Here is a 26,913-nt window from a genome sequence, read left to right as displayed (position 1 = left end):
GTCGGCGGGCCGAGGTGCAGGGGCGGCGCGGGGCCGTCGGCGGGATCGGCGCCGCTCCCGGTGTGCGGACCGCGGTGAGGTCGACGGCGCCGCTGTCGCGGCCGGACATCTCGTGCGCACCGGGTTCGTGCAGGGCCTCCACGACCGGTTCCGGCGCGGGCGGGGCGACCTCGTTGCCCCAGGCACTCTGGGCACCGGGGAGCAGCAACAGGTCTTCGTCCTCGGCGGTGGTCTCGGAGAGGTAGGTGTACGCACCCGGCGCGGGGACGCCCGGCTGTTCCACCATGCCTGCGTTCTCCGGCAGCCCCTCGCCCGGGACCTGGCCGGTGTCGGTCATGCGTACCCCTCGCCCATCGGTTAGTGCTTCTACGACCAGCTCACCCGGAGCGGCGCACCGACCGCCCCGTAGTGAAGAACGAGCGTGCGCGCCCAGCGGCACGAACGACCCGTCCACAAAGACGACAAAGCCATTAACTGGCATTGTCGCGGCCGTTCCCCCGTCACGACAGCTTCATCCGCGACGAGACCGCTGTGGACTGCGCCACGTTGCGCGTCCTCCGGTTCTGCCGTACCACACCCACCCCAAAACGGGCGTGTTTTCCGGACATTGACCGACGATGGGTCGGGCGTCCGAAGTGCGGTGCAACGGTCGGCCAGCCTACCGCGCGCGGTACGACAACAGGATCACGGGGACGGGATCCGCATCAGGTCGTTCTGTCCGGCAGCAGGCCGCTGAGCAGGAACGCGACACTCCGTTCCCGCTCCGTCCAGGCGCGCGTGTCGAGTTCGACGGACTGGAGCAGGGCGCACTCGACGTGGTATCCGTGCTCGGTCAGGTCGCGGCCGATGAGTTCGGCCTCGTCGCGGGTGGCCGCATGCGTGACGATGCGCTGCGGACGGCGGTCGGCGACCGCGGAGACGACGGCCGCTCCCCCGCCGCAGACGCGGACGACATCGGGTTCGGGGAGGTTCTCCAGGACGTGCGGGGCGGTGCCGTGCACGGTCTGGAGCTGGACGCCCAGGGCGCGGGCGTTGGCGTCGGTGCGATCGCAGGCGATCGGGTCGCGGTCGACGGCGATCACGGCGGCCCCGGCACGGGCTGCCTCGGTGGCGAAGGCGCCGCTGCCGCAGCCGATGTCCCACACCAGGTCGCCGACGCGCGGTCCCAGCCGGGCGAGTTGGGCCGCGCGCAGCGGTTCCAGCTCACCTTCGCCCATGAGTCCGCCGTACGCCTCGGCGGGCAGGGTCCAGCCGCGCGGGCCGGTGGAGGGGTCGCGCCCCGCGAGCCAGCCGCCGCCCTCCGCGCCCCCCGCCGGGCCGCCGATGACGATGACGACGTTGGGGTCGCGCCAGGTGTGGTCGGGGGCCTTGTCGGAGGTGACGACGGTGACCTGTTCGCGCTCGGTGCCCAGTTCCTCACAGATGACGAAGGTGCGGTGGACGCCCTCCAGGAGCAGTCCGAGCTCGGCGGGGCCCGCGCCTGGTGAGGTGAGGACGGCGACCTTGGTGTGGGCGCGGCACACATTCACCGCGCGTCGCAGGGTGCGACGGTGTGCGACGACCACTTGTGCGTCGTCCCAGGGCATGCCGGCGCGGGCGAAGGCGGCGGCGACCGAGGAGACGGCCGGGACGACCTCGACCTCCAGGCCGAACTCGGGGGCGCGCAGGGTCCGTACGACGCCGAAGAAACCGGGGTCGCCGTCGGCGAGCACGACCGCTGTACCGCGGTGACCTGCGATCCGGCGGGCGGCCAGCGCGACGCTGCCGAGCCGGATGCGCTCGGCGCCGGGCGGCACCTCGGGCAGCGCCAGATGGTGGGCGGCACCGGCCACCAGCGTGGCGGCGCCGAGGGCGGCGCGTGCCGCCGCGGTCAGCGGCGAGCCGTCCCAGCCGATCACCGTGACCCGGTCGGCCATCGTCGTCAGTCTCCAGGGGTTTACGCAGGTGGACGGGGCAACCCGAGCGTATCCCGTCCGACCGGGGTCAGTTCCAGTCGGAATAGGTGGGGAAACCGCCACTGTCGGCCAGCTGCTCCCCCGCACCCTCCAGATCCTCCGGCAGCAGACTCCAGACGATGAAGTCCGTGCGCACGTCGGTCCAGGTGCCGTCCTCGGTGCGGACGTGCGCTATGCAGGCGTTGCGCAGGACGCCCTCGCTGATGCAGCCGATCTTCTGGGCGACCTGCTGGGAGGCGGTGTTGTCGGCGGCCGTGCGCAGTTCGATGCGCTCGAACTTCTGGTCGCCGAATAGCCATTGGGCGGTGGCGAGGGCGGCCTCGGAGGCGTAGCCCTCGCCGCGGGCCCAGGGGGCGACGATGTACGACAGCTCGGTGGAGCGGATGTGCCAGTTGGTCTTGGAGAGTTGGACGATGCCGACCAGGCGCTGGGTGAGGAACTCGGTGACGGCGAGGTCGAGGCCGCGGCCCGCCGCCCGCTCACCGGGGGCGTACTGGGTGATCCAACTGTGCGCGCCGGCCTTGGTGAACGGCTGGGGCACATGGGTCCAGGCGGCGACCTGCTCGTCGTTCATCATCTCGGTCAGGGCGGGCACGTCGTCCTCGTCGAGGGGACGCAGCACCAACCGCTCCGTGCTGATGGAGATGTTGGGGAAGGTGCTCGTCATGCTCGGCTCCGTAACCTTCGAGAATGTCAGGCCTGCTCAACTGCCCAGCATGCAGCATGAAAGCACCGAACCGCACCACGGGGTACGCCTGTTCGACGAGGGCGGAACCGTGGTGCGGCGCGATGGGACGGAAGAAGTCGATCAGTCGACCAATCGATCCGTCAGACGTCAGAAGGACGCGATGACCGAACCGGCGTACTTGTCCTCGATGAACTTCTTGACCTCGGGGGAGGTCAGGAGCTTCGCGAGCTTCTTCACGCGCGGGTCGTTCTCCTGACCCTCCTTCACGGCAAGGAAGTTGCCGTACGGGTTGTCCGTCGCGGACTCCAGGACGAGGGCGTCGTCGGCGGGCTTGAGGTCGGCCTCGATGGCGTAGTTGCCGTTGATGACCGCGGCGTCGACGTCGTTCAGGGATCGCGGGGTCTGGGCCGCCTCCAGCTCCTTGAACTTGAGGTTCTTCGGGTTCTTGACGATGTCCGCGGGGGTCGCCTCGTTGCCCGCGCCGTCCTTCAGCGTGATGATCCCGTTGGCGTCGAGGAGCTTGAGGGCACGGGCCTCGTTGACGCTGTCGTTCGGGACGGCGACGGTGGCACCGCTCTTGAGGTCGTCGGCGCTCTTGACCTTGTCGGAGTACAGGCCGAGCGGCTCCAGGTGGACCGTGACGACGGGCACGATGTGGGTGCCGTTCTTCTTGTTGAAGTCGTCGAGGTACGGCTGGTTCTGGAAGTAGTTGGCGCCGACCGATCCGTCCTCCGTCGCCGTGTTCGGCGTGACGTAGTCGGTGAACTCCTTGACCTCCAGGTCGAGTCCCGCGTCCTTCGCCAGGTTGTCCTTGACGTAGGTGAGGATCTCGGCGTGCGGGACGGGGCTCGCGGCGACGACCAGCGGTCCGCTGGTGTCGGAGGCGGCGTCGCTGTCGGAGGAGCCGCAGGCGGTGAGCCCGAAGGTGAGGGTTCCGGCGGCGAGGACGGCGGTGGTGATCTTGGCGGTGTTACGCACGAAAAGTGCCTTTCCTGAAGGGGTGGTGCAGCCCCGTCGAGGGTGTGACGGGGAGTCTTGGGGGGGGAGGCTCAGACGGTCTTGCTGGTGGCCGTCGCTGCCTTCAGCAGCCGGAGCTTGGGCGCTGCGCCCGAGCGGCCGCCGCGGCGGTGCAGGGAGCGGGCCGCGTAGTCGCCGGCGAACTGGATGAGGGAGATGACCACGGCGAGGATCGCCACGGTGATCCACATCAGCTCGGTCTCGAAGCGCTGGTAGCCGTAGCGGATGGCGATGTCACCGAGGCCGCCGGCGCCGACCGTGCCGGCCATCGCGGAGTAGCCGATGAGCGCGACGATCGTGGTCGTGGTGGAGGCGATCAGCGAGGGCAGGGACTCCGGTACGAGGACCTTGCGGACGATCGTCCAGGTGTTGCCGCCCATCGACTGGACGGCCTCTACGAGCCCGCCGTCCACTTCGCGGACAGCCGTCTCGACCAGACGCGCGAAGAACGGGATCGCGCCGATGGCGAGCGGCACGATGGCGGCCTCGCGGCCGATGGTCGTGCCGGTGATGGAGCGGGTGAAGCCCATCAGCGCGACCATCAGGATGATGAACGGCATCGAGCGGGCGACGTTCACGACCTGCCCGATGACCTTGTTGGCGACGACGTTCTGGAGCAGTCCGCCCTTGTCGGTGAGGACGAGGAGGACGCCGAGCGGAAGTCCGCCCACGATGGCGATGAGCGTGGACCAGCCGACCATGTAGAGGGTGTCCCAACACGCCTGCTCCAGCAGCGGCTGCATCTCGGACCAGGTCACTTGGAAACACCTTCCGTCAGCAGAACGGGCTCCTGGCCCAGGACGTCGATCTGGAGACCCTGTTCGCGCAGGAAGCCGATCGGCACGACGTTGTCCTCGTAGCGGCCGGGCAGTTCGATGCGCATCCGGCCGACCTGGAGTCCGCCGACGGTGTCGATGGCGGCGCCGAGGATCGAGATGTCGACGTTGTACGTGCGCGACAGCTGGGAGATGACGGGCTGGGTGGCGGCCTCCCCGTGGAAGGTCACGTCGACGACGGTGCGGTCGGCGTCGCCGGCCTCGCCGCTCACCGGGAACAGCGCGGTGGCGAGCTGGGAGCCCGGGGTGGCGAGCAGTTCGCTGACGGTGCCGGACTCGACGATGCGGCCCTGCTCCATGAGCGCGGCCGAGTCGCAGATGGACTTCACGACGTCCATCTCGTGCGTGATGAGCAGGACCGTGAGGCCCAGCTGCCGGTTCAGGTCGCGCAGCAGTTGGAGGATGGAGCGGGTGGTCTCGGGGTCCAGGGCGCTGGTGGCCTCGTCGGAGAGCAGCACCTTGGGGTCGCCGGCCAGGGCGCGGGCGATGCCGACGCGCTGCTTCTGGCCGCCGGAGAGCTGCGCCGGGTAGGCCTTGGCCTTGTCGCCGAGGCCTACCAGGTCGAGCAGTTCGAGCGCCTTGCGGGAGCGCTCCTTGCCCGACTTGCCGAGGATCTCCAGCGGCAGCTCGACGTTGTCCTGCACGGTCCGGGAGGACAGCAGGTTGAAGTGCTGGAAGACCATGCCGATCCGGCTGCGCGCCCGCCGCAGCTCCTTGCCGGCGCGCGGTCCGCGCCCGGCGAGGGCGGTGAGGTCCTGGCCGGCGACGGTGACCGTGCCGGCGGTGGGGCGCTCCAGGAGATTGACGCAGCGGATGAGCGAGGACTTTCCGGCGCCGGACTGGCCGATGACGCCGTACACCTCGCCTTCGCGGACGTGCAGGTCGACGCCGTCGAGGGCGGTGACCTCTCGACCACGGGTGCGGTAGACCTTGGTCAGGCCCGATGTGGTGATCACAGGGGTTTCCGTCACTGTCGAGTACGCGGGCGTGGGTGTGCCCTGGTACGGGAGGAATGTGTGCGCGGGGCAGGGGGTCACGTACGGCGCGGTGGAATGCGTACGGACATGCCGTGGCAGCTCGCTTCGGGGCGCGAGGCTCAGGGGGAAGTGGTGCGGGGGCCCTCTAGAAGGCGCACATTCGACACATACAGCGAGCACCGGGCGTCATGGTCGCCTCGGTCGCAAGGATGCGGCTGCTCGTCGTGGTCATGCGATCAGTAAAGCAGACGGAGGAACGCAACCAAGAACCGCTGTCCGCATTGCGGACAGCGGTGGACAGGGGTCGGACGGCGCTCAGCCGCGGACGGAGATCTCGACGCCCGTGGCCGTGACCAGCGCGGACAAGGCCGAGAGGTCCTTCACCACCAAATCGGCGTCGAGCTCATGGGCCTGGTGGGTTGTGGCCAAGGCCACGGTGGTCATGCCGGCTGCGCGACCGGCCTGGAGCCCGGCGGGGGCGTCCTCGAAGACGACGCAGCGGGCCGGGTCGACGCCCAACTGGCGGGCGGCGAGGAGGTAGGGCTCGGGGTCGGGCTTGCCGCGGGTGATGTCGTCGGCGCAGACCAGCGTCTTGGGCAGGATGCCGACGGCGTCGAGACGGGCCTCGGCGAGGCGGCGGGTGGCGGAGGTGACGACGGCCCAGCGGTCGGCGGGCAGCGCGTCGAGGAACGCCCGGGTGCCGGGCAGCAGTTCCACGCCGCCGTTCGGCACGTCCTCGACCTCCAGCGTCTCGATCCGCGCGACGGCCTCCGGCACGATGCCGGCGGGCAGCAGGTCGGCGGCTATCTCCACGGCCGGGCGCCCGTGCAGTTCGATCCGGCCGAACTGCTCGGCGGTGATGCCGTACTCCCCGGCCCAGCGGGTCCAGCAGCGGTCGACGGAGGCGAGCGAGGAGACGAGGGTGCCGTCGTTGTCGAACAGCAGGGCTTCGGCGTGGATGTGCATGCCCTCGACCCTACGGTGCCCGCCGGGGTCGGCCGCACCTGGCCTTTTGGGCCGTAATAGGGTCGCTCCATGCTTGATGCCCTGACGCTGGTGACCGGCGTCGCCGCCCTGCTGCTCGCCGCGTGGTGCGGCTTCGCGGCGTATCGCGATGAGCCGACGAAGGACTGGCACTTCATCGGGATGGCCGTGGTGACCCTGCTGGCGCTGGTCCAGCTGGTGGTCGGGATCGTGCAGCTGGCCCGCGGTGAGGAACCCGACCAGGGGACGACGATCTTCGTCGCGTATCTGCTGGGCGCGGCCGCGTGCATCCCGGCGGCGGGGTTCATGTCGCTGGCGGAGCGCACGAAGTGGGGTTCCATCACGGTCGCGGCCGGTGCCGTGGTCCTGGCCGTGCTGGAGGTGCGGCTCTATGACATCTGGGGAGGCTGAGATGGCGGCCGTGGAGGGAAAGCGGACCCGGCTCATCAGTGGGCCCGGGATGCTGCTCGTCTGGCTGTACGGCGTGATGGTCGTGGGCGCCGTGTCGCGCTCGGTGTACCAGATCGCCACCGAGTTCGACCGGGCCCCGCTCGCCTACTCACTGTCGGCGATGGCGGGGCTGGTCTACGGCTTCATCACGTACACACTGGTCAGGGGCGGCGAAACGGCCCGCAAGGCGGCGCTGTACTGCTGCGCCGCCGAACTGGCGGGAGTCCTCGTCGTCGGCACCTGGACCCTGCTGGACCCCTCGGCGTTCCCCGACGCGACGGTCTGGTCCGACTACGGCATGGGGTATCTGTTCATCCCCGTACTGCTGCCGTTGTCAGCGATCTACTGGCTGCGCAAGGCGGGAACGGTCAAGCCGTAGCCGCGTACGTACCCGCCGCCTTCTCCAGGACGATCATCGGCACGCCGTCCGTGCCCTCCGAGGTGCCGACCGCGATGTAGCCGACCTTGCGGTAGAGGCCGAGGCTGCTTTCGCTGCGGTGGCCGGTGTGGAGGCGGAAGCGCTTGGCGCCGCGCTCCTCGGCGAGGGCGGCTTCGGCTGCCCGCAGGAGCCGGGCGCCGATGCCGTGGCCCTGGAGCCGGGGGTGGACGCAGAGCTTGCCGATGGCGGCGGCGCCGTCCTCGGTGACCGCGCCACGGACCGAACCGACCACTTCCTCGCCGAGCCGGGCCACGAAGACGCAGTCCGCCGCGACTTCCGCGCGCACCGAGTCCAGCGTCTGGACGAGCGGGTCGATGCGGTAGTTGCCGTACAGAGCCGCCTCGCTCTGGAAGCAGAGGTACTGAAGCTTGAAGATCTGCTCCGCGTCCTGCTCGGTCGCCGCAGAGATGGTCACGCTCATGCCCATGTGCGCACGCCTCCCGCTCACCTGATCACCTGTTGTCCCTCACTCCTATCCCCGCGCGGTGTGAGCCGCAACCTCCGGCGCAAGCAATCGCCGCAGACAACCCAGACATCTGGAGCGTTCCGGGCCAAGACTGCCCTGTGAGATACCCAACTCCCCCGCGATCTCCCGGTATGTCAGGTCCCGCGGCGAGAGCAGGGCCTCGACCAGGCGGGGGCAGCGGCCGGGCAGCCGACGGGCGGCGTCGCGCAGGGCGCGGTAACGGGCCGCCCTGAGGGCAAGATGTTCGGGGTCGCGACCGGACTCGTCCACGGGCTCATCGTCGTACGGCCGTTCGAGGCGGGTGGTACGGCGGCTGCGGCGGACCTCGGAGCGGACGGCCGAGCGGAGCCAGCGCTCGGGGTCGGGCGGCGGGCCCTGGGCATCCAGCAGCTCCAGCAGGCGCAGCCAGACCGCCTGCTCCAGATCACCGGGCTCGGTCCCGGCGGCGTGCGCCTCAGCGGAGGCCTCGGCGGTGAGCAGCGGGCGCAGCTCCAGGACAAGGTCGTGTGTCATATGCGGGACGACGCGGCCGCCCGGGCGACGGGTTGCCCGGGCGGCCGTTTGTCACCCCAACCGGGGTGCGGGGCTCAGCCGTTGACGAAGTCCTCGCGGGCCAGCAGTCCGGTGTCGGGCTGGTCGGTGAAGACGCCGTCGATGCCGGTGGCGAAGTACGTCTTGTAGGCGCCGAAGACATCGCCGTAGGCGTCGGCGTCGGTGCCCTTGCGGAAGTTCGCGGGCAGGAAGGGGTTCTCGTTGCGCATCGTCCAGGGGTGCAGGACGAGGCCCACCTTGTGCGCGTCGGCGACCAGCGTGGTCGGCTGGGTGAGGTTGCCGCTCGCGTCCTTCGGGATGACCAGGTCGAGGGTCGGGCCGATGCCCTGGGCGTAGGAGGCGATCTCCCGCAGCCCGGCGGGCTTGACCAGATCGGCGACGGTGCGCGGGTCACCGGTCTCGACGAAGTCGTACGGCCGCGTGCTCGCGCCGGACAGCAGCACCACCAGCGGGTTGTCGATCAGCTTGTTCAGGCGCTGGATGCTGGTCGGCTCGAAGGACTGGACGATGACCGGCGAGTTCCACTTGTTCTTGCCGTACTTGCGCAGCACCTTCGCGATCCGCTCCTCCAGGCCGAGGCCCAGCTTGCGGAAGTAGGTGGGGTGCTTGAGCTCGGGGTAGATCCAGACCTGCTTGCCGCGCTTGCGGGTCTGCTCCTCCTGCCAGCGCAGCACCTCTTCGAAGGTGGGGATCTCGAAGCGGCCGTTGTAGAGGGTGTTGTGCGGGCGGTTGGCGGGGATCCGCTCGATGGCGCGCAGCGTCTTCAGCTCGGCGAGCGTGAAGTCCTCGGTGAACCAGCCGGTGACGGAGACCCCGTCGAGCACCTTGGTGGTCTTGCGGCCGGCGAACTCGGGGTGGTCGGCGACGTCCGTGGTCCCGCCGATCTCCGGCTCGTGGCGGCAGACCAGATGGCCGTCCCTGGTGGGGACCAGGTCACCGGCCTCGACGATGTCGGCGCCCATGTCGAGGGCGAGCTGGTAGGCGGCGAGGGTGTGCTCGGGGCGGTAGCCGCTGGCGCCGCGGTGACCGATGATCGTCGGCTTGGGCAGGCTCTTCACCCCGCCGCCTCCGTACCCGCCGCCCGCGGCCCGAGCCGTGCCGGACAGTCCGAGGACCGCGCCGCTCGCGCCCAGTACGGCGGCGCCCAGCAGCGCCCGGCGCCCGGTCCCCCGCGCCTGCTCGTCCGACTCCTGCGTTCCCATGAGCGGCCTCCTGCCCTCGACTCCTTGGTGCGGGCCGATGGTAGGTGCCAGTCGATGACCGGCGGGAGACCCCGGATCGAACACGCGGGTGACTCCGGATGTCTTGTGGGGATGGAGTTCTGACGGTCCGTCGGCATCGAACGCATGTCTAAGGGTAGGCGTGGTTCGGATGCCCTCGCCCGGGTCGGCGCGACGTCCGTCACACCGTTCCGGGGAGGTTTCCGGCGGGCGACGGGACAGCACCGCAGGTAAACCCGCGTCAACAGTGCGTAATACCTCGGTGAACCCGTTGCACCCGATGTGCGCGACCCCGGGAACCGCGAGTATCGTCCTCACCTGCACAGACTTATAGGAACACCTTGACACCGGAGGGCCCGTTGTCCCGCTTCGCGCTCATCAAGGCAGTGCTCGGACCGATCATGCGCCTGATGTTCCGCCCACGGGTGGAAGGTGCGGAGCACATCCCGGGCGACGGTCCGGTGATCCTCGCGGGCAACCACCTCACGTTCATCGACTCGATGATCCTTCCGCTCGTCTGCGACCGGCAGGTCTTCTTCATCGGCAAGGACGAGTACGTCACCGGCAAGGGGTTCAAGGGCCGGCTGATGGCCTGGTTCTTCACCGGCGTCGGCATGATCCCGGTCGACCGGGACGGCGGCCGGGGCGGCGTCGCCGCGCTGATGACCGGCCGCCGGGTCCTGGAGGAGGGCAAGCTCTTCGGGATCTACCCCGAGGGCACGCGGTCGCCCGACGGGCGGCTGTACCGCGGGCGGACCGGTATCGCGCGGCTGACGTTGATGACCGGGGCGCCGGTGGTGCCGTTCGCGATGATCGGCACGGACAAGATTCAGCCGGGTGGGGCGGGGATGCCCCGGCCGAGCCGGGTCACTGTTCGGTTTGGTCCGGCCATGGAGTTTTCCCGGTACGAGGGTATGGATCGGGATCGGTATGTGTTGCGGGCCGTTACCGATTCTGTGATGGCTGAGGTTATGCGGCTGTCCGGGCAGGAGTATGTGGACATGTATGCGACTAAGGCCAAGGAAGCGGCGTAGTTTTTTGGCCGCGGGCCGGTAGGGGCTTGTCGCGCAGTTCCCCGCGCCCCTTACTGTCCGTTTTCCAACCGTTGGTTTTTCAGCATGAACCACGCTGCTGCCGCTGCCATGAGCAGGACTGCTGCTCCTGCTCCCGTCGCCAGTGTCAGGCCGTCCACGAAGGACTGTCTTGCCGCGTCCAGCATGGTCTGGGCTGTTTCTGTGGGCATGGTTGTTGCCGCTTCCACCGCGCCGCCCAATGACTCGTGTGCACCTTCCGGGGTGCCCCTCGGAGCCGTGAAATCCCGGTAGACGCCCGTCACGATCGAGCCCAGTACCGCGATTCCCAGGGCCGCGCCCAATTCGTACGCCGTTTCCGATACGGCCGATGCCGAGCCTGCCTGCTCCTTCGGTACGGAGGACAGGATGACGTCGGCCGTCACCGTGAAGGAGAAGCCGGCGCCGATGCCGACGATCAGGAGGGCGGTGCCGAGCAGGGGGTAGCCGGTCGACTGGTCCAGGACTGTCAGGGCGGCCAGGGAGAGACCGACCGCGGCCAGGCCGCCGGAGACCACGGCGCGTACCGAGTAGCGGCGCGCGGCCTTGCCCGCGACCAGGCCCGCCGCCACCGCGCCCACCGCTGCGGGGAGTTCGGCGAGGCCCGCCTCGAAGGGGCCGCGGCCCTGGACGAGCTGGAGGTACTGGGAGAGGAAGAACACCAGGCCGGACATGCCGAGGATGGTCAGCAGGTCGGCGAGGACCGCGCCGCTGAAGCCTCGGTTGCGGAACAGTCGCATGTCCAGCAGCGGGGCCGGGAGGGTCAGCTGGCGGCGGACGAAGCCGTACAGCGCCGCGGCGCCCAGCAGGCCCACGGCGACGGGTTCCCAGGCCAGGCCGTGCGCGGCGAACTCCTTGACGGCGTAGACCACACCCACCATGCCGATCAGCGACAGGAGGACGCTCAGCAGGTCCCAGGGGCCGGGGTTCGGGTTGCGGGACTCCGGGAGCGTCTTGACGCCGACCACGACCAGCACCGCCATCACGGGCAGGTTGATCAGGAAGACCGAGCCCCACCAGAAGTGCTCGAGCAGGAAGCCGCCGACGATCGGGCCGACCGCGGTACCGGCCGAGGCCGTGGCGCCCCAGATGCCCACGGCGAGGCTGCGTTCGCGCGGGTCGTGGAAGAGGTTGCGGATCAGGGCGAGCGTGGCCGGCATCAGGGTCGCACCGGCGACACCGAGGAGCGCGCGGGCCAGGATCATCGTCTCGGGGGTGGTCGCGTACGCGTTCAGCACGGAGATCGCGCCGAACGCCGTCGCGCCCCCGAGCAGGATCCGCTTGCGGCCTATTCGATCGCCGAGGCTGCCCATCGAGACCAGCAGACCGGCGATGACGAAGGAGTAGACGTCACCGATCCACAGCAGCTGGGTGCCGGAGGGGTTGAGGTCCTCGCTGATGTAGGGGGTCGCGAGACCGAGGACGGTCGCGTCGACGGCCACCAGCAGCACGGCGAGCACCAGGACGGACAGCGCGAGCCAGCGGCCCGGCCGGTTCACCGCCTCGGTCGGGTTCGCCGGCTGCAAGGTGCTGGTCATGGTTCCTCTCTCCGTAGTGCTCCGCCGAGCAACAGCTCGACGATCATGTGCGTGAAGTCGTTGGCCGCGACCCGGCCCTCCTGGACCGCCCAGGCGCCGGACGCCATCAGGCCGTAGAGCGCCTCGGTGAGCCAGGCCGGGGTGAGGTCGATGCGGAACTCGCCGGACTGCTGGCCGCGCCGGAACAGCGCGGCGATGCGGGCGTCGATCCTGGCCCAGCCCTCGTTCTGGCCCTCGCCCTCGAACAGCTGGTTCTCGGTGTAGAGGAAGGCCAGCAGGCCCGCCGCGGGCTCTATGTCGCGGACGAGTCGGCGTACGGCGTCGCTCGCGCTGCCCTCGTCCAGCCGGGCCGCGTCCAGCGCGGCCTCGCACTCCGCGATGCCGAGCGCCTCAAGGGCCCGGACGAGCGCGTCCCGCCCGGCGAAGTGGCGGTGCAGCGTGGCCCGGCTGATCCCGGCCGCCTTGGCGACCTCGTCCATCGTGGACGTGGATTTCCGGGTGAGCAGGGCGGCTGCGCTGCGCAGCACGTGGTCACGATCGACAGCCATGAGACAACCATAGCCCATGTGAGACATTCATGTCTCACCGTGGGCATGAACGTCTCACGACTAGCGGGTCGTGGTGATCTTTCAGTGCCAGGGCAACTGGCCGCGCCGCTCCCAGTACGCGCCCGGCTCCTCCGTCAGCGCCGCCAGCCTGGCCAGCTGGTCCTCGTCGAGGTCCACCACGGGCGCGTGCAGGTTGGACGCGAGCTGGACGACGGTGGCGGCGCCGGAGAGGACGACTCCGGCCCAGGGCTGGCGCAGGACGAGGGCGAGGGCCACGGCGTCGGTGCCCAGTTCCGCCTGCGCGGCCACGGCCTTCAGCGCGTCGGGGGCGTACGGCTCGGCGAGCCTGCCGTTGGCCATGCCCTCCTTGACGATCACGGTGAGCCCGGCGTCATGAGCCTCGGCGAGGGCCGGTGCGGCGGAGGTCTCCAGGACGTTGTAGGTCGACTGGACGGTACGGAAGAGAGGCTCGCCGTCGACCGTCACCGCGAGGGCGGCGCGGATCGCGTCGGCCTGGGCGGGGCCGCTGGTGGAGAAGCCGACGGTGAGGCCCTGGGCGGCGGCCTCGGCCAGCCTGGCGTGCAGGTCCTTGTCGGTGAGGGCGGGGCTGTCCGGGGTCACCGAGTGGATCTGGTAGAGGTCGAGCCGGTCGCCGAGCAGGGCGTCGGTCTCGGCGCGCTGCCGCTCGTACGTGGCCAGGCCGTGGTCCTTGACCTCGTGCGTCTCGGCGTCCGCCGTCCAGCCGGCGGTGTAGGTGTAGCCCCACTTGCTGCCGATGACCACGTCGTCGATGTCCGGGCGGGCGTTCAGCCAGTCGGCGAGGAACTCCTCGGAGCGGCCGTAGGAGCGGGCCACGTCGAAGTAGCGGACGCCCTGGGCGTAGGCCGCGTCCAGGAGTTCGTGCGTACGGTCACGCAGGGCGTCGACGCTCCGGGACTCCCCGAGGTCCTCGTCCCGGCCCAGGTTGATGTAACCGGGGCGGCCGACGGCGGCGAGGCCCAGGCCGATGTGGCAGGTGGGGGTGGTCGCGTTGGCCAGTCGGGCGAAGGGCATCGCGGGCTCCGTTCGGTCGGCGGACTTGCGACCAACGTAACTCGCGATGACGCTGCGCTCGCTGAGCCGGGGCGCCCAGGAGCTCGAATGGTGCGTCTCCTGGGCGAGTGCGGGCTCGCCGTGGCTTGTCGCGCAGTTCCCCGCGCCCCTGGGCCTGTTCGAGTTGCCCCTACTGCTTCTTGGCGGTCGCCCATTCGTGCTGAGCGGCCACGTCCGCCTTGACCTCTGCGAGCTGGATCGCCACCGCGCTCGGGGCCGTGCCGCCCCGTCCGTTCCTGGAGGCCAGGGCGCCCGGAACGTTCAGGACCGTGCGGACCTCCGGGGTCAGGTGCTCGGAGATCGCCGCGAACTGGGCGTCCGTCAGGTCGTCCAGTTCCTTGTTCTCGGACTCCGCGACCTTCACGCAGGCCCCGGCGACCTCGTGGGCCACGCGGAACGGGACGCCCTGCTTGACCAGCCACTCGGCGATGTCGGTGGCCAGGGAGAAGCCGGCCGGGGCCAGTTCCTCCATGCGGTCGCGGTGGACGGTGAGGGTGGCGATCATGCCGGTGAAGGCGGGGAGCAGGACGTCCAGCTGGTCGCAGGAGTCGAAGACCGGCTCCTTGTCCTCCTGGAGGTCACGGTTGTACGCCAGCGGGAGCGCCTTGAGCGTGGCCATGAGGCCCGTCAGGTTGCCGATCAGGCGGCCGCTCTTGCCGCGCGCCAGCTCCGCGATGTCCGGGTTCTTCTTCTGCGGCATGATCGACGAACCCGTGGAGAACGCGTCATGGAGGGTCACGAAGGAGAACTCCTTCGTGTTCCAGATGATGATCTCCTCGGCGATCCGGGAGACGTTGATCCCGATCATCGCGGTGATGAAGGCGAACTCGGCGACGAAGTCACGCGAGGCCGTGCCGTCGATGGAGTTGGCGACCGAGCCGTGCTCGAAGCCGAGATCCTCGGCCACCGCCTCCGGGTCCAGACCGAGGGAGGAGCCGGCCAGGGCGCCGGAGCCGTACGGGGAGACCGCCGTCCGCTCGTCCCACTGGCGCAGCCGCTCCGCGTCCCGGGACAGGGCCTGCGCATGGGCGAGGACATGGTGGGCGAAGAGCACGGGCTGGGCGTGCTGGAGGTGGGTGCGGCCGGGCATCGCCACGTCCGGGTGGGCCTCGGCCAGGCCGACCAGGGCGTCCTGGAGGTCGGCGATCAGACCGGCGATGTTGCGGGCCTGGTCCCGCAGGTACATCCGGAAGAGGGTCGCCACCTGGTCGTTGCGGGAGCGTCCGGCGCGCAGCTTGCCGCCGAGGTCGGGGCCGAGGCGCTCCAGCAGGCCGCGCTCCAGGGCGGTGTGCACGTCCTCGTCGGCGATCGTGCCGACGAAGGTGCCGTCGGCGACGTCCACGGCCAGCTGCTCCAGGCCCGCGATCATCCGGTTCAGCTCGTCGTCCGTGAGCAGGCCCGCCTTGTGCAGCACGCGCGCGTGGGCACGCGAACCGGCGATGTCGTACGGCGCGAGCCGCCAGTCGAAGTGGACCGACGCGGACAGCCTGGCCAGTGCCTCGGCGGGGCCGTCCGCGAAACGTGCGCCCCAGAGCCGGACGTCACCGCTGTTGCTGCTCACTTGCTGCGCTCCTTGGAGGATCTGGATGGGGCACCGCCTCCCCGTGGCGTGAACGGGGAGGCGGCCGTGCGGGGGCGGCGCCGGTGTCCTGCCCTGCGTTTCACCGCTATGCATGATTATGCAGAACACTGCATGATTGGTCAATCTGGCCGGGATCTGAACACTAGAAATCGCTTTCTCGTACTCCTCGCCGAGCACACCCCCGACCCGAGTGAGGCTTCCGCATGTCCAGGGCTCTTCCGAAGTACAACAAGCGTCGTGTCGCGCTGATCGGCGGCGCCGCCGCGCTGGCGCTGTCCGGGGCGGTCATCGTCAACTCCGCGCTCGCCGGGGAGACACCCGAGAACGACGCCAGAACGCTGGCCGGTCCCGGCACCATCAGCTGCCCGGACGTCGCCTCGCAGCTCCCCGCCATCCCGGCCACCGCACAGGCCGAGGTCGACCGGAACCTCGCACTCCTCCAGACCCAGATCGACGAAGCCAACAAGCGACTCGTCGACACCGTCGGCCAAGGCGGACCCAACTTCGTCCAGAACGCCATCCTCGGCCCACTCGCCAGCAAGCGCACCGCCACCATCGACCGCATCGCCATCTCCATCGGCCGCACCGCCGAAAAGCCCCAGGGACTCGGTGCCCTGGCCGCCTGCACGCTCAACGCGGAGGGCGCGGCCGACACGGGCGGGGAGGCCGATGCCGGTGCGGGCGCCGGTGAGGAGGTCGAGGCCACGCCGAGCACCGCCGCTCCGGCAGAGCCGGAAGGGGAGGGCAACACCGGCGTCGGCACCATCAGCTGCCCGGACGTCGCCTCCCAGCTCCCCGCGATCCCGGCCACCGCACAGGCCGAGGTCGACCGGAACCTCACACTCCTCCAGACCCAGATCGACGAAGCCAACAAGCGACTCGTCGACACCGTCGGCCAAGGCGGACCCAACTTCGTCCAGAACGCCATCCTCGGCCCACTCGCCAGCAAGCGCACCGCCACCATCGACCGCATCGCCATCTCCATCGGCCGCACCGCCGAAAAGCCCCAGGGACTCGGTGCCCTGGCCGCCTGCACGCTCAACAAGTGACGTAGCAGGCAGTCATGGTCGCCCCGGCTGTGCGCCGGCCGGGGCGGCCACGGCGTGTGCGGAGCCCGCGAAATCCGGAATTCCCCAACAAGGAGCACATCGCGACGAGCCTGGATGGCCTACCCGGGCTGCCGTCACCGCTGCCCCCGTCTACGGTCTGAGCCATGCGCCCCGGTGTCGTCGCTCTTGCCTCCGCCTCCCTGCTCCTGCTCGGTGCCGCGCCGCCCGGCGAGTCACCGCTTCCGGCACGGATGGCGGACACCGGCGGCGGCAGTCAGCTGATCACCGCCGTCGCCGCCCGGACCGGCGCCACCCAGGGCACGGTCACCTGGTGGAACCTGCGCAACGGCCGCTGGGCGAAGGCCGGTACCGCGAAGGCCCGGTTCGGGGCGAACGGCCTCGTCGAGGGCGCCGCGCGACAGCAGGGCACCAGCACCACACCCACAGGGCTCTACGACCTGCCGTACGCCTTCGGCATCAAGGCGGCGCCGCGCGGGACGGCGTACAAGTACCGTCCGGTGCATCAGGATTCGTGGTGGTGCCAGGACAACGACTCGCGCTCGTACAACCGTTGGACCGAGCCGCGCGCGGCGGACTGCCGGGCCGCCGAGTCGGAGCGGCTGATCACCTACACCGCCCAGTACACGCACGCGCTCGTCATCGGCTTCAACTATGCCGAGCCGGTGCGCGGCCGGGGCGCCGGGATCTTCCTGCACGTCAACGGATCCGGGGCGACGGCCGGTTGTGTGTCGGTGCCCGCCGCCGACATGCGGCGGATCCTGCGGTGGGCCGATCCCGCCCGAAAGCCGCACATCGCCATCGGAACCACGGACGGTCCAACAGCCGTCACGCGGTACTGAACACAAAGGCCGCCCCGCACGTACCTCTGGGCCGAGGGTCCACGCCACTCCCCCTTGTCCGTTCCCGGAGGAACTGTGACCACCACGCTCGCAGGCGGGCGCGCCGCCCGCCGCCAGACGATGCGCCGCATCCGTCCGCGCCGCTCCCCGGCCGTCCCGTTGGTGATCGCCCTGTGGGCCGGGGCCGCGGCGGTGCTGTGGCTGTGGTGGGACAACACACCGTCGCTCGCGGACAACACCGCGAAGATCCTGGCCGCGGGCCGGATCACCGGTCTGCTCGCCGGGTACCTGATGGCGCTCGTGGTGCTCCAGATGGCCCGGGTGCCGGCGCTGGAGCGGCGAGTCGGATCGGACCGTGTCGCCCGCTGGCACGCGATGAGCGGCCGGTACACGATCTGCCTGGTCATCGCGCACGTCTTCCTCACCATGTGGGCGTACGCGCTCCAGGCGGGCAAGACACTCGGCGACATCGTCCAGCAGACGATGGACTCCATCAACACGCTCCCGGACATGGGCAAGGCTGCCATCGGCACCGGGCTGCTGTTCCTGATCGCCTTCCTCTCCATCGGCGGGGTCCGCCGCCGGGTGCCGTACGACACCTGGTACCACGTCCACCTGCTGACGTACGCGGCCGTGTACCTGACCTTCTGGCACCAGATCACCACCGGCAACGAATTCGCCGTCGAGCCCTCCGCCAAGACCTTCTGGTACGGGCTCTACGGCGTCGTCACCGCGTTGGTCGTCTGGTACCGGATCCTCACCCCCATCCGCCTCAACCTCCGGCACCGGATGTATGTCGAGGCGGTCATCGAGGAGACGCCGGGTGTGGTGTCGGTCCTGATCGGCGGGCGCAAGCTGCACCGGATGGGCGCGGAGGCGGGGCAGTTCTTCCGGTGGCGGTTCCTGGCGCCGGGCATGCGGTTCAGTTCCCACCCGTACTCGCTCTCGGCGGCGCCCCGCCCGGACATGCTGCGGATCACCGTCAAGGCGATCGGCGACCACAGCGAGCGGCTGCGCGAGCTGGAGCCCGGGACCAAAGTGTGGGCGGAGGGCCCGTACGGCGCGCTCACCGCGCAGCGGCGCAGCCGGGGCAAGGTGCTGCTGGTGGCGGGCGGCGTCGGGATCACGCCGATGCGCGCGCTGTTCGAGACACTGCCCGGCGCCTCCGGTGACATCACTCTCCTCTACCGCGCCAACAGCACGCAGGATCTGGCGCTGTGGGACGAGCTGTCCGCCATCGCCGAGGAGCGGGGCGCGCGGCTGATGTACGCGGTCAACAGCCCCGACGGGGAACGGCCCGACATCTCGGCGGAGCGGCTTCAGCAGAAGCTGCCGGACATCGACAAGCACGACGTCTTCATGTGCGGGCCGCCCGGCTTCGCGCAGTCCGTGTACGAAGCACTGCGCGGCGCGGGAGTGCCCGCCCGCCGCATCCATCACGAGTCGTTCGAGATGTGAGCGACGGGACTTCAGGAGCTGTTGGAGCGATGAGGAAGACTCACCCCATCCGGCGTGTCGTGCTGGCGGGCGCCGCCACCGTGTCCGGGATCGTGCTGCTGCTGTCGCTGAAGCCGGCGTCGGATCCCGGGGCCGCACAGGCGGCGGGCGGCGCCGCGCCGCAACAGACCGCGGCGGCGCAGGAATCGGCGCAGGGCGGCAACTCCGGGCAGGCCGGTACGGTCACCGGGGACGCGGTGCAGACGGAGTACGGGCCCGTGCAGGTTCGGCTGACCGTCAGCGGCGGCAAGGTCACCAAGGTGGAGGCCGTGCAGGCGCCCAGTGGTGGGCGCAGTACCGAGGTCACCAACACCGCGGTGCCCCGGCTGAACCAGGCGGCGCTCGCGACGCAGACCGCGGAGATCGACACGGTGTCGGGGGCCACGTATACGAGCACCGGGTACAAGAAGTCGTTGCAGTCGGCGCTGGACCAGATGGAGAAGTCCGCGGGCGGAGCCGGGGCCGGTGCTGATGCCGGGGCTGATGCCGGGCCGGGGGTGCCGCTCAGGCTCGTACGGTCACCGGGGAGACGGTGAAGACGCAGTACGGGCCGGTGCAGGTGCGGATCACCGTGACCGGCGGGAAGATCACTGCGGCGGAGGCCGTGCAGCAGCCGAGCGGTGGTCAGTCCACGCAGATCAACGGCAACGCCGTGCCGAAGCTCAACGCGGCCGCGGTGGCGGCGGGCAGTGCGGACATCGACGCGGTGTCCGGGGCGACGTACACCAGCACCGGCTACAAGCAGTCGCTTCAGTCGGCCCTGGACCAGGCTGGTGGCTGAGTCGGTGGCCGAATCGGCAGAAGCTCCCGCCGCGGTGCGTCAAGTGGAGGAGGTCATGGGGACCGTCTTCTCCTTCGACGTCCGCGGCGGGGATCCGGAGGCGGTACGGGCGGCGCTGACCGAGGCGGTGACCGGGCTGCATCGGGTCGACGAGGTGTTCAGCACCTACCGGGAGGACAGCGAGATCTCGCGGCTGGCGCGCGGGGAGCTGACCGTCGAGGAGTGCGACCCCGATGTGGCGGCGGTGCTGGCCCTCGGCGAGGAGGCTTCCCGGGTCAGCGACGGGTGGTTCTCGACCTCCTACGAGGGGCGCCTGGACCCCACGGGCATCGTGAAGGGCTGGGCGATCGAACGGGCGGCCCGACTGCTGGCGGCGACGGCCGGCGTGACCGGCGTGAGCGTCAACGGCGGCGGCGATGTGCAGCTACTGGGTGTGCCGGGTACCGAGCGACCGTGGCGGGTGGGCATCGCGGATCCGCTGCGTCCCGGTGGGCTGGCGGCGGTGATCTCGGCGGCGGGCACGACGGAGTTGGCGGTGGCCACGTCCGGGACGGCGGAACGGGGGGCACACATCGTCGACCCCCGCACCGGCCACTCGGCAGTGACGGACCTGGTCGCGGTGACGGTGGTGGCCCCCACGATCACCTGGGCTGACTGCTGGGCAACGGCAGCGTTCGCCATGGGGTCGCGGGAGGGCCTGCGCTGGCTGGAGGCGCTGCCGGGTGTGGAGGCCCTGCTGATCACGGCGGGCGACGAGGTCCGCTGCACTGGTGGGCTGGCCGCACGCCTGGGCTGAGGCGGGGTGCCGCTGCGCCCACCCGTGCCGCCCCAGCGGCACGACTGCCCGCAGCTACGCGGGTTCGGCAGCGCGGCTGCGCGGGTGGAATCAAACCTGCGGGGCTGTTCCCACCCAGGGGCGCGGGGAACTGCGCGACCAGCCCCCGCGCGCCCGCAGACGGCAACAAACCGCCCGAACCTCAGTGGCCGTTCTGAGCCAGCCGCAGCAGATGTTCCGCCAGTGCCTGACCCCCAGCCGGCTCACGGCTGATCAGCAGCAGCGTGTCGTCGCCCGCGATCGTGCCCAGGATGTCGTGCAGTTCCGCCTGGTCGATCGCCGACGCCAGGAACTGCGCCGCCCCCGGAGGGGTCCGCAGGACCACGAGGTTCGCCGAGGCCTCCGCGGAGATCAGCAGCTCCTGGGACAGGCGCCGCATCCGCTCTTCCTTCGCCGACCCGCCCAACGGCGCCCGGGGAGTCCGGAAACCCCCTTCACTGGGCACCGCGTAGATCAAGTCACCGTCGGTGTTGCGGATCTTCACCGCGTTCAGCTCGTCGAGATCCCGGGACAGCGTCGCCTGCGTCACCGTCAGCCCGTCGTCCGCCAGCAGTTTCGCCAGCTGACTCTGCGACCGCACCGGCTGCCGGTTGAGGATGTCGACGATCCGGCGGTGGCGGGCGGTCCGGGTCTGCGGCACGGCGGGCCCGACGCCTCCGTGCTCGTGGTCCTGCGCCTGACTCATCGTCGTCTCATTCCCCGGATCATCCGTCCTCCCCTTGGACCGCATCGAGAACGCCGGGCAGCGCCCGGAGGAACGCGTCCACCTCGTCGTCGCCGAGATTCAGCGGCGGCATCAGCCGTACGACATCGGGGGCGGGCGCATTCACCAGGAAACCGGCGTCCTGAGCCGCCTGCTGCACCCTGGGTGCGAGCGGCTCGGTGAGCACGATACCCAGCAGCAGCCCCGCGCCCCGGACATGCGAGACCAGCGCATGCCCGAGTGACTCGATTCCGTCCCGCAACTTCTCGCTCTGCCGCTTGACGTTCTCCAGCAACCCGTCGTTCGCGATGGTGTCCAGCACGGCGAGTCCGGCAGCGCACGCGACGGGGTTGCCGCCGAAGGTCGTCCCGTGCTGCCCCGGCTGGAGCAGCTCCGCGGCGCGCCCGAAGGCGACCGTCGCGCCCAGCGGAAGCCCGCCGCCGAGGCCCTTGGCCAGAGTGACCACATCGGGCAGCACACCCTCGTGGGCCTGGTACTCGAACCAGTGCCCGGTCCGCCCGACGCCGGTCTGCACCTCGTCCAGGACGAGCAGCGAACCGGTCGCCGCGGTGATCGCCCGCGCGGCCTTGAGATAGCCGGGGGGCGGCACGACCACGCCGTTCTCGCCCTGGATCGGCTCGATCACGACGATCGCCGTGTCCTCGGTGACCGCCGCCGCGAGGGCCTGCGCATCGCCGTAGGGGACGTGGGTGACATCGCCGGGCAGCGGCAGGAACGGCGTCTGCTTGGCGGGCTGCCCGGTCAGCGCGAGGGCGCCCATGGTGCGGCCGTGGAAGCCGCCCTGGGTGGCGACGATGTGGCCGCGCCCGGTCAGCCGCCCGATCTTGAAGGCACCCTCGTTGGCCTCGGCCCCCGAGTTGCAGAAGTAGACCTTGCCGTCCCGGCCGAAGTGCTGGAGCAGCCGTTCGGCGAGGGCGACCGGCGGTTCGGCGACGAACAGGTTGGAGACGTGGCCCAGCGAGGCGATCTGCCGGCTCACCGCCTCGACGATCGCGGGGTGGGCGTGGCCGAGCGCGTTGACCGCGATCCCGCCGACGAAGTCGAGGTACCGCTTGCCGTCGGCGTCCCACAGCTGTGTGCCCTCACCGCGCACCAGGGCCAGCTGGGGAGTGCCGTAGTTGTTCATGAGCGCGCCCTGCCAGCGGGCGGTCAGCTCCCGGTTGCTCACGACTCCCCCTCGTCGAGTCCGTCGGGCACGACCATCGTGCCGATGCCCGAGTCCGTGAAGATCTCCAGCAGGATCGAGTGCTGGACGCGGCCGTCGATGACGCGCGCGGTGTGCACGCCGTTGCGGACGGCGTGCAGACAGCCCTCCATCTTCGGCACCATGCCGGAGGACAACTCCGGCAGCAGCTTCTCCAGTTGGGAAGCGGTGAGGCGGCTGATCACCTCGTCGCTGTTGGGCCAGTCCTCGTAAAGGCCCTCGACGTCCGTGAGGACCATGAGGGTTTCGGCGTCCAGCGCAGCAGCGAGTGCCGCAGCCGCCGTATCAGCATTGACGTTGTAGACATGTCCGTCGTCCTGGCTGCGGGCGATCGAGGAGACGACCGGGATGCGGCCGTCGGCGAGCAGGGCCTCGATCGCGCCCGTGTCGATGTCGGTGATCTCGCCGACCCGCCCGATGTCGACCAACTCGCCGTCGATCTCGGGCTGGTGCTTGGTGGCGGTGATGGTGTGCGCGTCCTCGCCGGTCAACCCGACGGCGAGCGGGCCGTGTTCGTTGAGCAGGTTGACCAGCTCGCGCTGGACCTGTCCGGCGAGCACCATCCGTACGACGTCCATGGCGTCCTCGGTGGTGACGCGCAGGCCCGCCTTGAACTCGCTGACGATGCCGTGCTTGTCGAGCGCGGCGCTGATCTGGGGGCCGCCGCCGTGCACCACGACCGGCTTGAGCCCGGCGTGGTGCAGGAACACGACGTCCTGGGCGAACGCGGCCTTGAGGTCCTCGTCGATCATGGCGTTGCCGCCGAACTTGATGACGACGGTCTTGCCGTTGTGGCGGACCAGCCAGGGCAGGGCCTCGATGAGGATCTGCGCCTTGGGGAGCGCGGTGTGCTTGCGGGTCGTGTTGGTCATGAGGAGTAGGCGCTGTTCTCGTGGACGTAGTCGGCGGTGAGGTCGTTGGTCCAGATCGTCGCGGTCTCGGAACCGGCGGCGAGGTCGGCGACGATGTGCACCTCGCGATAGCGCATGTCCACCTGGTCGCGGTCCTCGCCGACACCGCCGTTCTTGCACACCCAGACGCCGTTGATGGCGACGTTGAGCCGGTCCGGCTCGAAGGCGGCGGACGTCGTGCCGATCGCGGAGAGGACGCGGCCCCAGTTGGGGTCCTCACCGTGGATGGCGCACTTGAGGAGGTTGTTGCGGGCGATGGAGCGGCCCACCTCGACGGCGTCGTCCTCGGTCGCGGCGTTGATCACCTCGACCTTGATGTCCTTGCTGGCGCCCTCGGCGTCCCGGATGAGCTGCTGTCCGAGGTCGTCACAGACGGTGCGCACGGCCTCGGCGAACTCCTCGTAGGCCGGGGTGACCTCGGCGGCACCGGAGGCGAGCAGCAGCACGGTGTCGTTGGTCGACATGCAGCCGTCGGAGTCGACGCGGTCGAAGGTGGTGCGCGTGGCGGCCCTGAGTGCCTTGTCCAGGGCGTCGCTGTCGAGGTCCGCGTCGGTGGTGAGGACGACCAGCATGGTGGCGAGGCCGGGGGCGAGCATGCCCGCGCCCTTGGCCATGCCGCCGACGGTCCAGCCGTCCTTGGTGACGACGGACGTCTTGTGCACGGTGTCGGTGGTCTTGATGGCGATGGCGGCCTTCTCGCCGCCGTGCTCGGAGAGCTGGGCCGCGGCGGTCTCGACGCCAGGCAGCAGCTTGTCCATGGGGAGCAGGACGCCGATCAGGCCGGTCGAGCAGACGGCGACCTCGCCCGCGCCGATGTTCAGCGCCTCGGCCGCCTTCTCGGCGGTGGCGTGGGTGTCCTGGAAGCCCTTGGGCCCGGTGCAGGCGTTGGCGCCGCCTGAGTTGAGGACGACCGCGGAAAGCAGGCCCGCCTTGAGGACCTGCTCGGACCACAGGACCGGAGCGGCCTTCACGCGGTTGGAGGTGAAGACGCCCGCGGCGGCGCGGCGCGGACCGTTGTTGACCACGAGGGCCAGGTCCGGGTTGCCGTTCTCCTTGATCCCGGCGGCGATGCCCGCCGCCGTGAATCCCTTGGCTGCCGTCACGCTCACGGCGCAACTCCGATCGTGGTCAGCCCCGTGCTCTCGTCGAGCCCCAGGGCGAGGTTCATGCTCTGGACGGCACCACCGGCGGTGCCCTTGGTCAGGTTGTCGATGGCGCTGATCGCGATGATGCGTCCGGCGGCCTCGTCGTACGCGACCTGCACCTGAACGGCGTTGGAACCGTAGACGGACGCCGTGGCGGGCCACTGTCCCTCGGGGAGCAGATGGACGAAGGGCTCGTCGGCGTAGGCCTTCTCGTAGGCGGCGCGGACGGACTCGGCGGTGACGCCGGGCTTCGCCTTCGCGGTGCAGGTGGCGAGGATGCCGCGGGGCATCGGCGCGAGGGTGGGGGTGAAGGAGACGGAGACCTTCTCCCCCGCGGCGGCGCTGAGGTTCTGGCTCATCTCGGGGGTGTGCCGGTGGCCGCCGCCGACGCCGTACGGGGTCATGGAGCCCATGACCTCGCTGCCCAGCAGATGGGCCTTGGGCGCCTTGCCCGCGCCGGAGGTGCCGGACGCGGCGACGATCACGGCCTCGGGCTCGGCGAGGGAGGCGGCGTAGGCGGGGAAGAGGGCGAGGGAGACGGCGGTCGGGTAGCAACCGGGCACCGCGACGCGCTTGGACCCCTCCAGCGCGGCGCGGGCACCCGGCAGTTCGGGCAGGCCGTAGGGCCAGGTGCCGGCGTGCGGGGAGCCGTAGAACTTCTCCCAGTCGGCCGGGTCCTTCAGCCGGAAGTCGGCGCCCATGTCGACGACGAGCACCTCCGGGCCGAGCTGCTCGGCGACGGCGGCGGACTGGCCGTGCGGCAGCGCGAGGAAGACGACGTCGTGCCCGGCGAGCACCTCGGTGGTGGTGGGCTCCAGGACGCGGTCGGCCAGCGGCAGCAGGTGCGGCTGGAGCGTGCCCAGCCGCTGACCAGCGTTGGAGTTGCCGGTCAGGGCGCCGATCTCGACCTGCGGGTGCGCCAGGAGCAGACGCAGCAGTTCCCCGCCCGCGTATCCGCTCGCTCCGGCCACCGCCGCACGTACCGTCATGAAAAGCCTCCTCCTCGATGGCATGACTATACGTATCGACGCAGTTTTATGCAATCAGGATGCGTGGCCGGGCCTGGGCACGGGGACGCAGTACGAGCCCTTGCCGGTGATCCCCTTGCTCGTGCCGGGAAGGACGCAGTAGCCGGCCGGCCGGGCAGACCATGGGTCGGTGCCTACGACCATCTCGGCGCGGCCGTCGAAGTCAGTGTCCAGGAGTGCCAGGTACCGCGCGTTGAAGGTGGTGCCGTCGAGCGGCACACCGGGGAGGGCGTGATGGATCGACTGGGCGCCCGGAGCGGTCAGCTTCCCCGAGCCGTCGCCCTTCAGTACGACGACCCGGCTGGCGTCCTTCTGCTTGCCCACATCCGCGTACATGTCGCCCACCGCCACGTCGAGGTCCCCGTCGCCGTCGACGTCACCGACCGCGACGGACTCGGCGAAGCCGACACTGGTCTCCGGACCGGGCACCCCGGGCGTCTTCTGGTCCACGGTCATGATGCGGCCCGGATCGGGCCCGTCGGCGTTGCCGTACACCACCTTGACCGAGCCGCGCCCGGACGAGTCCGCGGAGACGATGTCGTCGTAGCCGTCCCGGTCCAGGTCGCCCGTCTCGATCTCATGTCCGATGTCCGGACGATCTTTGCGCTCACCCTTCATCACGGTCACCGGCGCCTTCAGACCGTCCGAGCCCCCCTTGAGAAAGAGCAGGAGGGCGTCGCCGGGTTCGCCGTCGTAGTCCACGGAGGCCACCGCGAGGAGGTCGGTGAACCCGTCGCCGTCGGCGTCCCCGACTGCGATGTCGTACGTCTCCCAGTACTCCTCCTCGGCCTCGTCCACCGGATGCTCGCCCGAGTCCAGGGTGATCCGATCCGTGCGGGCAGCGCCGCCGGTGCGGGTGACCGGCCCGTAGGCGACCAGCCTTGGTCCGGCGATGTCCTGATGACCGTCGCCGTCGAAGTCGCCCATGACGAGCTGCCCGAACGAATACTCGCTCCATTCCCCGCTCGTTCCGGCGGCGAGCACGGTGCCGCCCGACAAACCCCGCGGCCCGCCCCACAACACGGTCGCCCGATCTGAACCCACGACGAGATCCGTGTAGCCGTCGTCATCGAGGTCCCCCCACACGGGGCTGCTGCCGAAAAAGTCCTGAGCGTCGGCATGACCGGGCACTCCGGCCGAATTCTTGGTGATGACCTGCGTCTTCGGGGTACGGCCGGGCTTCGGCCCGTACGCCACGGCGACATATCCGGCTTGATTGAGCCCGTCGACCTTGCCGTCCTCGTCGGACATCACGAGATCCCCCCGTCCGTCGCCGTCGAAGTCGGGTGCAGGCCGCACGGCACTGGCCGACTCCGTGTCCCGGAGGAGCGTGGGCAGCCCCAGGAACCCTCCGACCGCCAGGGCCACCACGGCCGCCACCACCGCTGTCCACCGAACAGGGCTCACCGCACGCCTCCCATTGATCACGGAAACGGCGGGCGTTCACACGAACGCCCGCCGCCCT

Annotated in this window: 26 protein-coding genes and 2 pseudogenes; 9 read left to right on the top strand and 19 right to left on the bottom strand. The window is 70.3% G+C overall.

The features are described 5' to 3' along the window. Nucleotides 1–704: 704 nt before the first annotated feature. From cbiE to BN159_RS34805, 6 genes are all read right to left on the bottom strand, one after another. A complete protein-coding gene (cbiE, locus tag BN159_RS34830) occupies nucleotides 705–1,916 on the bottom strand; it encodes a precorrin-6y C5,15-methyltransferase (decarboxylating) subunit CbiE (protein WP_015661739.1) in 1,212 nt (403 codons plus the stop codon). Nucleotides 1,917–1,983: 67 nt separating this feature from the next. Then, on the bottom strand, nucleotides 1,984–2,622 hold the full coding sequence (locus BN159_RS34825; RefSeq protein WP_015661738.1) for a GNAT family N-acetyltransferase: 639 nt from the start codon (nucleotides 2,620–2,622) through the stop codon (nucleotides 1,984–1,986). Nucleotides 2,623–2,790: 168 nt separating this feature from the next. Then, on the bottom strand, nucleotides 2,791–3,621 hold the full coding sequence (locus BN159_RS34820; protein ID WP_015661737.1) for a MetQ/NlpA family ABC transporter substrate-binding protein: 831 nt from the start codon (nucleotides 3,619–3,621) through the stop codon (nucleotides 2,791–2,793). A gap of 71 nt (nucleotides 3,622–3,692) precedes the next feature. Further along, the gene (locus tag BN159_RS34815; protein WP_041820305.1) at nucleotides 3,693–4,418 is read right to left on the bottom strand and encodes a methionine ABC transporter permease; all 726 of its coding nucleotides are present in this window, start codon (nucleotides 4,416–4,418) and stop codon (nucleotides 3,693–3,695) included. Next, nucleotides 4,415–5,452, bottom strand: a complete 1,038-nt coding sequence (locus tag BN159_RS34810) for a methionine ABC transporter ATP-binding protein (RefSeq protein ID WP_015661735.1) — start codon at nucleotides 5,450–5,452, stop codon at nucleotides 4,415–4,417. The genes BN159_RS34815 and BN159_RS34810 overlap by 4 nt, the downstream gene beginning before the upstream one ends. Nucleotides 5,453–5,788: 336 nt before the next feature. Then, entirely contained in the window at nucleotides 5,789–6,439 is a 651-nt protein-coding gene (locus BN159_RS34805) for an HAD family hydrolase (RefSeq protein ID WP_015661734.1), read from the bottom strand. A gap of 69 nt (nucleotides 6,440–6,508) precedes the next feature. Between BN159_RS34805 and BN159_RS34800 the strand changes: the two genes are divergently transcribed. Beyond that, nucleotides 6,509–6,868 (top strand): hypothetical protein, encoded by a 360-nt coding sequence (locus BN159_RS34800; RefSeq protein ID WP_015661733.1) that lies wholly within the window; start codon nucleotides 6,509–6,511, stop codon nucleotides 6,866–6,868. A 1-nt stretch (nucleotide 6,869) separates the two neighbouring features. Next, complete coding sequence (locus tag BN159_RS34795; protein WP_015661732.1) at nucleotides 6,870–7,286, top strand: hypothetical protein; 417 nt, start codon at nucleotides 6,870–6,872, stop codon at nucleotides 7,284–7,286. Here the strand turns inward: BN159_RS34795 and BN159_RS34790 are convergent. The 3 genes from BN159_RS34790 to BN159_RS34780 all read right to left on the bottom strand — a co-directional run bounded on the left by BN159_RS34790 (nucleotide 7,276) and on the right by BN159_RS34780 (nucleotide 9,566). Beyond that, nucleotides 7,276–7,773: a GNAT family N-acetyltransferase gene (locus BN159_RS34790; RefSeq protein ID WP_015661731.1), complete on the bottom strand. Its 498-nt coding sequence runs from the start codon at nucleotides 7,771–7,773 to the stop codon at nucleotides 7,276–7,278. The genes BN159_RS34795 and BN159_RS34790 overlap by 11 nt on opposite strands. Nucleotides 7,774–7,818: 45 nt before the next feature. After that, the gene (locus BN159_RS34785; RefSeq protein WP_015661730.1) at nucleotides 7,819–8,325 is read right to left on the bottom strand and encodes a sigma-70 family RNA polymerase sigma factor; all 507 of its coding nucleotides are present in this window, start codon (nucleotides 8,323–8,325) and stop codon (nucleotides 7,819–7,821) included. Between the two features lie 74 nt (nucleotides 8,326–8,399). Further along, nucleotides 8,400–9,566, bottom strand: a complete 1,167-nt coding sequence (locus BN159_RS34780) for a glycerophosphodiester phosphodiesterase (protein ID WP_015661729.1) — start codon at nucleotides 9,564–9,566, stop codon at nucleotides 8,400–8,402. A 377-nt stretch (nucleotides 9,567–9,943) separates the two neighbouring features. Here BN159_RS34780 and BN159_RS34775 point away from each other — a divergent pair, with 377 nt between their 5' ends. Beyond that, entirely contained in the window at nucleotides 9,944–10,618 is a 675-nt protein-coding gene (locus BN159_RS34775) for a lysophospholipid acyltransferase family protein (RefSeq protein ID WP_015661728.1), read from the top strand. A 50-nt stretch (nucleotides 10,619–10,668) separates the two neighbouring features. On the opposite strand, the gene BN159_RS34770 is transcribed toward BN159_RS34775, so the two are convergent. From BN159_RS34770 to argH, 4 genes are all read right to left on the bottom strand, one after another. Further along, nucleotides 10,669–12,192: an MFS transporter gene (locus tag BN159_RS34770; protein ID WP_015661727.1), complete on the bottom strand. Its 1,524-nt coding sequence runs from the start codon at nucleotides 12,190–12,192 to the stop codon at nucleotides 10,669–10,671. Further along, the gene (locus tag BN159_RS34765) at nucleotides 12,189–12,740 is read right to left on the bottom strand and encodes a TetR/AcrR family transcriptional regulator (protein ID WP_041820302.1); all 552 of its coding nucleotides are present in this window, start codon (nucleotides 12,738–12,740) and stop codon (nucleotides 12,189–12,191) included. The genes BN159_RS34770 and BN159_RS34765 overlap by 4 nt, the downstream gene beginning before the upstream one ends. An 81-nt stretch (nucleotides 12,741–12,821) precedes the next feature. Beyond that, entirely contained in the window at nucleotides 12,822–13,793 is a 972-nt protein-coding gene (locus tag BN159_RS34760; protein WP_015661725.1) for an aldo/keto reductase, read from the bottom strand. Between the two features lie 169 nt (nucleotides 13,794–13,962). Continuing rightward, nucleotides 13,963–15,393 (bottom strand): argininosuccinate lyase, encoded by a 1,431-nt coding sequence (gene argH, locus BN159_RS34755; protein ID WP_015661724.1) that lies wholly within the window; start codon nucleotides 15,391–15,393, stop codon nucleotides 13,963–13,965. Between the two features lie 224 nt (nucleotides 15,394–15,617). Between argH and BN159_RS34750 the strand changes: the two genes are divergently transcribed. From BN159_RS34750 to BN159_RS34730, 6 genes and pseudogenes are all read left to right on the top strand, one after another. Then, a complete protein-coding gene (locus BN159_RS34750) occupies nucleotides 15,618–16,463 on the top strand; it encodes a hypothetical protein (protein WP_015661723.1) in 846 nt (281 codons plus the stop codon). Nucleotides 16,464–16,543: 80 nt separating this feature from the next. After that, nucleotides 16,544–16,624, top strand: a pseudogene (locus BN159_RS47225) (pyridoxamine 5'-phosphate oxidase family protein); the annotation flags it as partial. A 3-nt stretch (nucleotides 16,625–16,627) separates the two neighbouring features. Next, the gene (locus tag BN159_RS34745; protein ID WP_015661722.1) at nucleotides 16,628–17,323 is read left to right on the top strand and encodes a L,D-transpeptidase family protein; all 696 of its coding nucleotides are present in this window, start codon (nucleotides 16,628–16,630) and stop codon (nucleotides 17,321–17,323) included. 75 nt (nucleotides 17,324–17,398) lie between these two features. Further along, nucleotides 17,399–18,781 (top strand): ferredoxin reductase family protein, encoded by a 1,383-nt coding sequence (locus BN159_RS34740; RefSeq protein ID WP_015661721.1) that lies wholly within the window; start codon nucleotides 17,399–17,401, stop codon nucleotides 18,779–18,781. A gap of 29 nt (nucleotides 18,782–18,810) precedes the next feature. Continuing rightward, nucleotides 18,811–19,601, top strand: a pseudogene (locus BN159_RS34735) (FMN-binding protein). Nucleotides 19,602–19,656: 55 nt separating this feature from the next. Beyond that, nucleotides 19,657–20,397, top strand: a complete 741-nt coding sequence (locus tag BN159_RS34730; RefSeq protein WP_015661718.1) for an FAD:protein FMN transferase — start codon at nucleotides 19,657–19,659, stop codon at nucleotides 20,395–20,397. Nucleotides 20,398–20,578: 181 nt separating this feature from the next. On the opposite strand, the gene BN159_RS34725 is transcribed toward BN159_RS34730, so the two are convergent. Genes BN159_RS34725 through BN159_RS34700 form a run of 6 tightly spaced genes read right to left on the bottom strand, consistent with a single transcriptional unit; the run spans nucleotide 20,579 to nucleotide 26,855 of the window. Continuing rightward, complete coding sequence (locus BN159_RS34725) at nucleotides 20,579–21,121, bottom strand: arginine repressor (protein WP_015661717.1); 543 nt, start codon at nucleotides 21,119–21,121, stop codon at nucleotides 20,579–20,581. A 19-nt stretch (nucleotides 21,122–21,140) separates the two neighbouring features. After that, on the bottom strand, nucleotides 21,141–22,328 hold the full coding sequence (locus tag BN159_RS34720; RefSeq protein ID WP_015661716.1) for an acetylornithine transaminase: 1,188 nt from the start codon (nucleotides 22,326–22,328) through the stop codon (nucleotides 21,141–21,143). After that, on the bottom strand, nucleotides 22,325–23,236 hold the full coding sequence (gene argB, locus BN159_RS34715; protein ID WP_015661715.1) for an acetylglutamate kinase: 912 nt from the start codon (nucleotides 23,234–23,236) through the stop codon (nucleotides 22,325–22,327). Before argB ends, BN159_RS34720 begins: the two co-directional genes overlap by 4 nt. Further along, nucleotides 23,233–24,384 carry a bifunctional glutamate N-acetyltransferase/amino-acid acetyltransferase ArgJ gene (gene argJ / locus BN159_RS34710; RefSeq protein ID WP_015661714.1) on the bottom strand — a complete coding sequence of 384 codons (1,152 nt, stop codon included), beginning with the start codon at nucleotides 24,382–24,384 and terminating at the stop codon, nucleotides 23,233–23,235. The genes argB and argJ overlap by 4 nt, the downstream gene beginning before the upstream one ends. Then, entirely contained in the window at nucleotides 24,381–25,409 is a 1,029-nt protein-coding gene (gene argC, locus BN159_RS34705; RefSeq protein WP_015661713.1) for an N-acetyl-gamma-glutamyl-phosphate reductase, read from the bottom strand. Before argC ends, argJ begins: the two co-directional genes overlap by 4 nt. A 54-nt stretch (nucleotides 25,410–25,463) precedes the next feature. Then, nucleotides 25,464–26,855: an FG-GAP repeat domain-containing protein gene (locus BN159_RS34700; RefSeq protein WP_015661712.1), complete on the bottom strand. Its 1,392-nt coding sequence runs from the start codon at nucleotides 26,853–26,855 to the stop codon at nucleotides 25,464–25,466. Between the last annotated feature and the right edge of the window lie 58 nt (nucleotides 26,856–26,913).

It is taken from the genome of Streptomyces davaonensis JCM 4913, from assembly GCF_000349325.1.
GTDB lineage: Bacteria > Actinomycetota > Actinomycetes > Streptomycetales > Streptomycetaceae > Streptomyces > Streptomyces davaonensis.
Note: the sequence above shows the minus strand (reverse complement) of the source record. Positions and strands in the feature narration are given on the sequence as shown.

Excerpts from the sequence above, each read along its gene's own strand:
- cbiE (WP_015661739.1), bottom strand. The coding sequence starts at position 1,916 with ATGGCCGACCGGGTCACGGTGATCGGCTGGGACGGCTCGCCGCTGACC.
- BN159_RS34825 (WP_015661738.1), bottom strand. The coding sequence starts at position 2,622 with ATGACGAGCACCTTCCCCAACATCTCCATCAGCACGGAGCGGTTGGTG.
- BN159_RS34805 (WP_015661734.1), bottom strand. The coding sequence starts at position 6,439 with ATGCACATCCACGCCGAAGCCCTGCTGTTCGACAACGACGGCACCCTC.
- BN159_RS34800 (WP_015661733.1), top strand. The coding sequence starts at position 6,509 with ATGCTTGATGCCCTGACGCTGGTGACCGGCGTCGCCGCCCTGCTGCTC.
- BN159_RS34795 (WP_015661732.1), top strand. The coding sequence starts at position 6,870 with ATGGCGGCCGTGGAGGGAAAGCGGACCCGGCTCATCAGTGGGCCCGGG.
- BN159_RS34790 (WP_015661731.1), bottom strand. The coding sequence starts at position 7,773 with ATGGGCATGAGCGTGACCATCTCTGCGGCGACCGAGCAGGACGCGGAG.
- BN159_RS34785 (WP_015661730.1), bottom strand. The coding sequence starts at position 8,325 with ATGACACACGACCTTGTCCTGGAGCTGCGCCCGCTGCTCACCGCCGAG.
- BN159_RS34780 (WP_015661729.1), bottom strand. The coding sequence starts at position 9,566 with ATGGGAACGCAGGAGTCGGACGAGCAGGCGCGGGGGACCGGGCGCCGG.
- BN159_RS34770 (WP_015661727.1), bottom strand. The coding sequence starts at position 12,192 with ATGACCAGCACCTTGCAGCCGGCGAACCCGACCGAGGCGGTGAACCGG.
- BN159_RS34765 (WP_041820302.1), bottom strand. The coding sequence starts at position 12,740 with ATGGCTGTCGATCGTGACCACGTGCTGCGCAGCGCAGCCGCCCTGCTC.
- BN159_RS34760 (WP_015661725.1), bottom strand. The coding sequence starts at position 13,793 with ATGCCCTTCGCCCGACTGGCCAACGCGACCACCCCCACCTGCCACATC.
- BN159_RS34750 (WP_015661723.1), top strand. The coding sequence starts at position 15,618 with ATGTCCAGGGCTCTTCCGAAGTACAACAAGCGTCGTGTCGCGCTGATC.
- BN159_RS34745 (WP_015661722.1), top strand. The coding sequence starts at position 16,628 with ATGCGCCCCGGTGTCGTCGCTCTTGCCTCCGCCTCCCTGCTCCTGCTC.
- BN159_RS34730 (WP_015661718.1), top strand. The coding sequence starts at position 19,657 with ATGGGGACCGTCTTCTCCTTCGACGTCCGCGGCGGGGATCCGGAGGCG.
- BN159_RS34725 (WP_015661717.1), bottom strand. The coding sequence starts at position 21,121 with ATGAGTCAGGCGCAGGACCACGAGCACGGAGGCGTCGGGCCCGCCGTG.
- argB (WP_015661715.1), bottom strand. The coding sequence starts at position 23,236 with ATGACCAACACGACCCGCAAGCACACCGCGCTCCCCAAGGCGCAGATC.
- argC (WP_015661713.1), bottom strand. The coding sequence starts at position 25,409 with ATGACGGTACGTGCGGCGGTGGCCGGAGCGAGCGGATACGCGGGCGGG.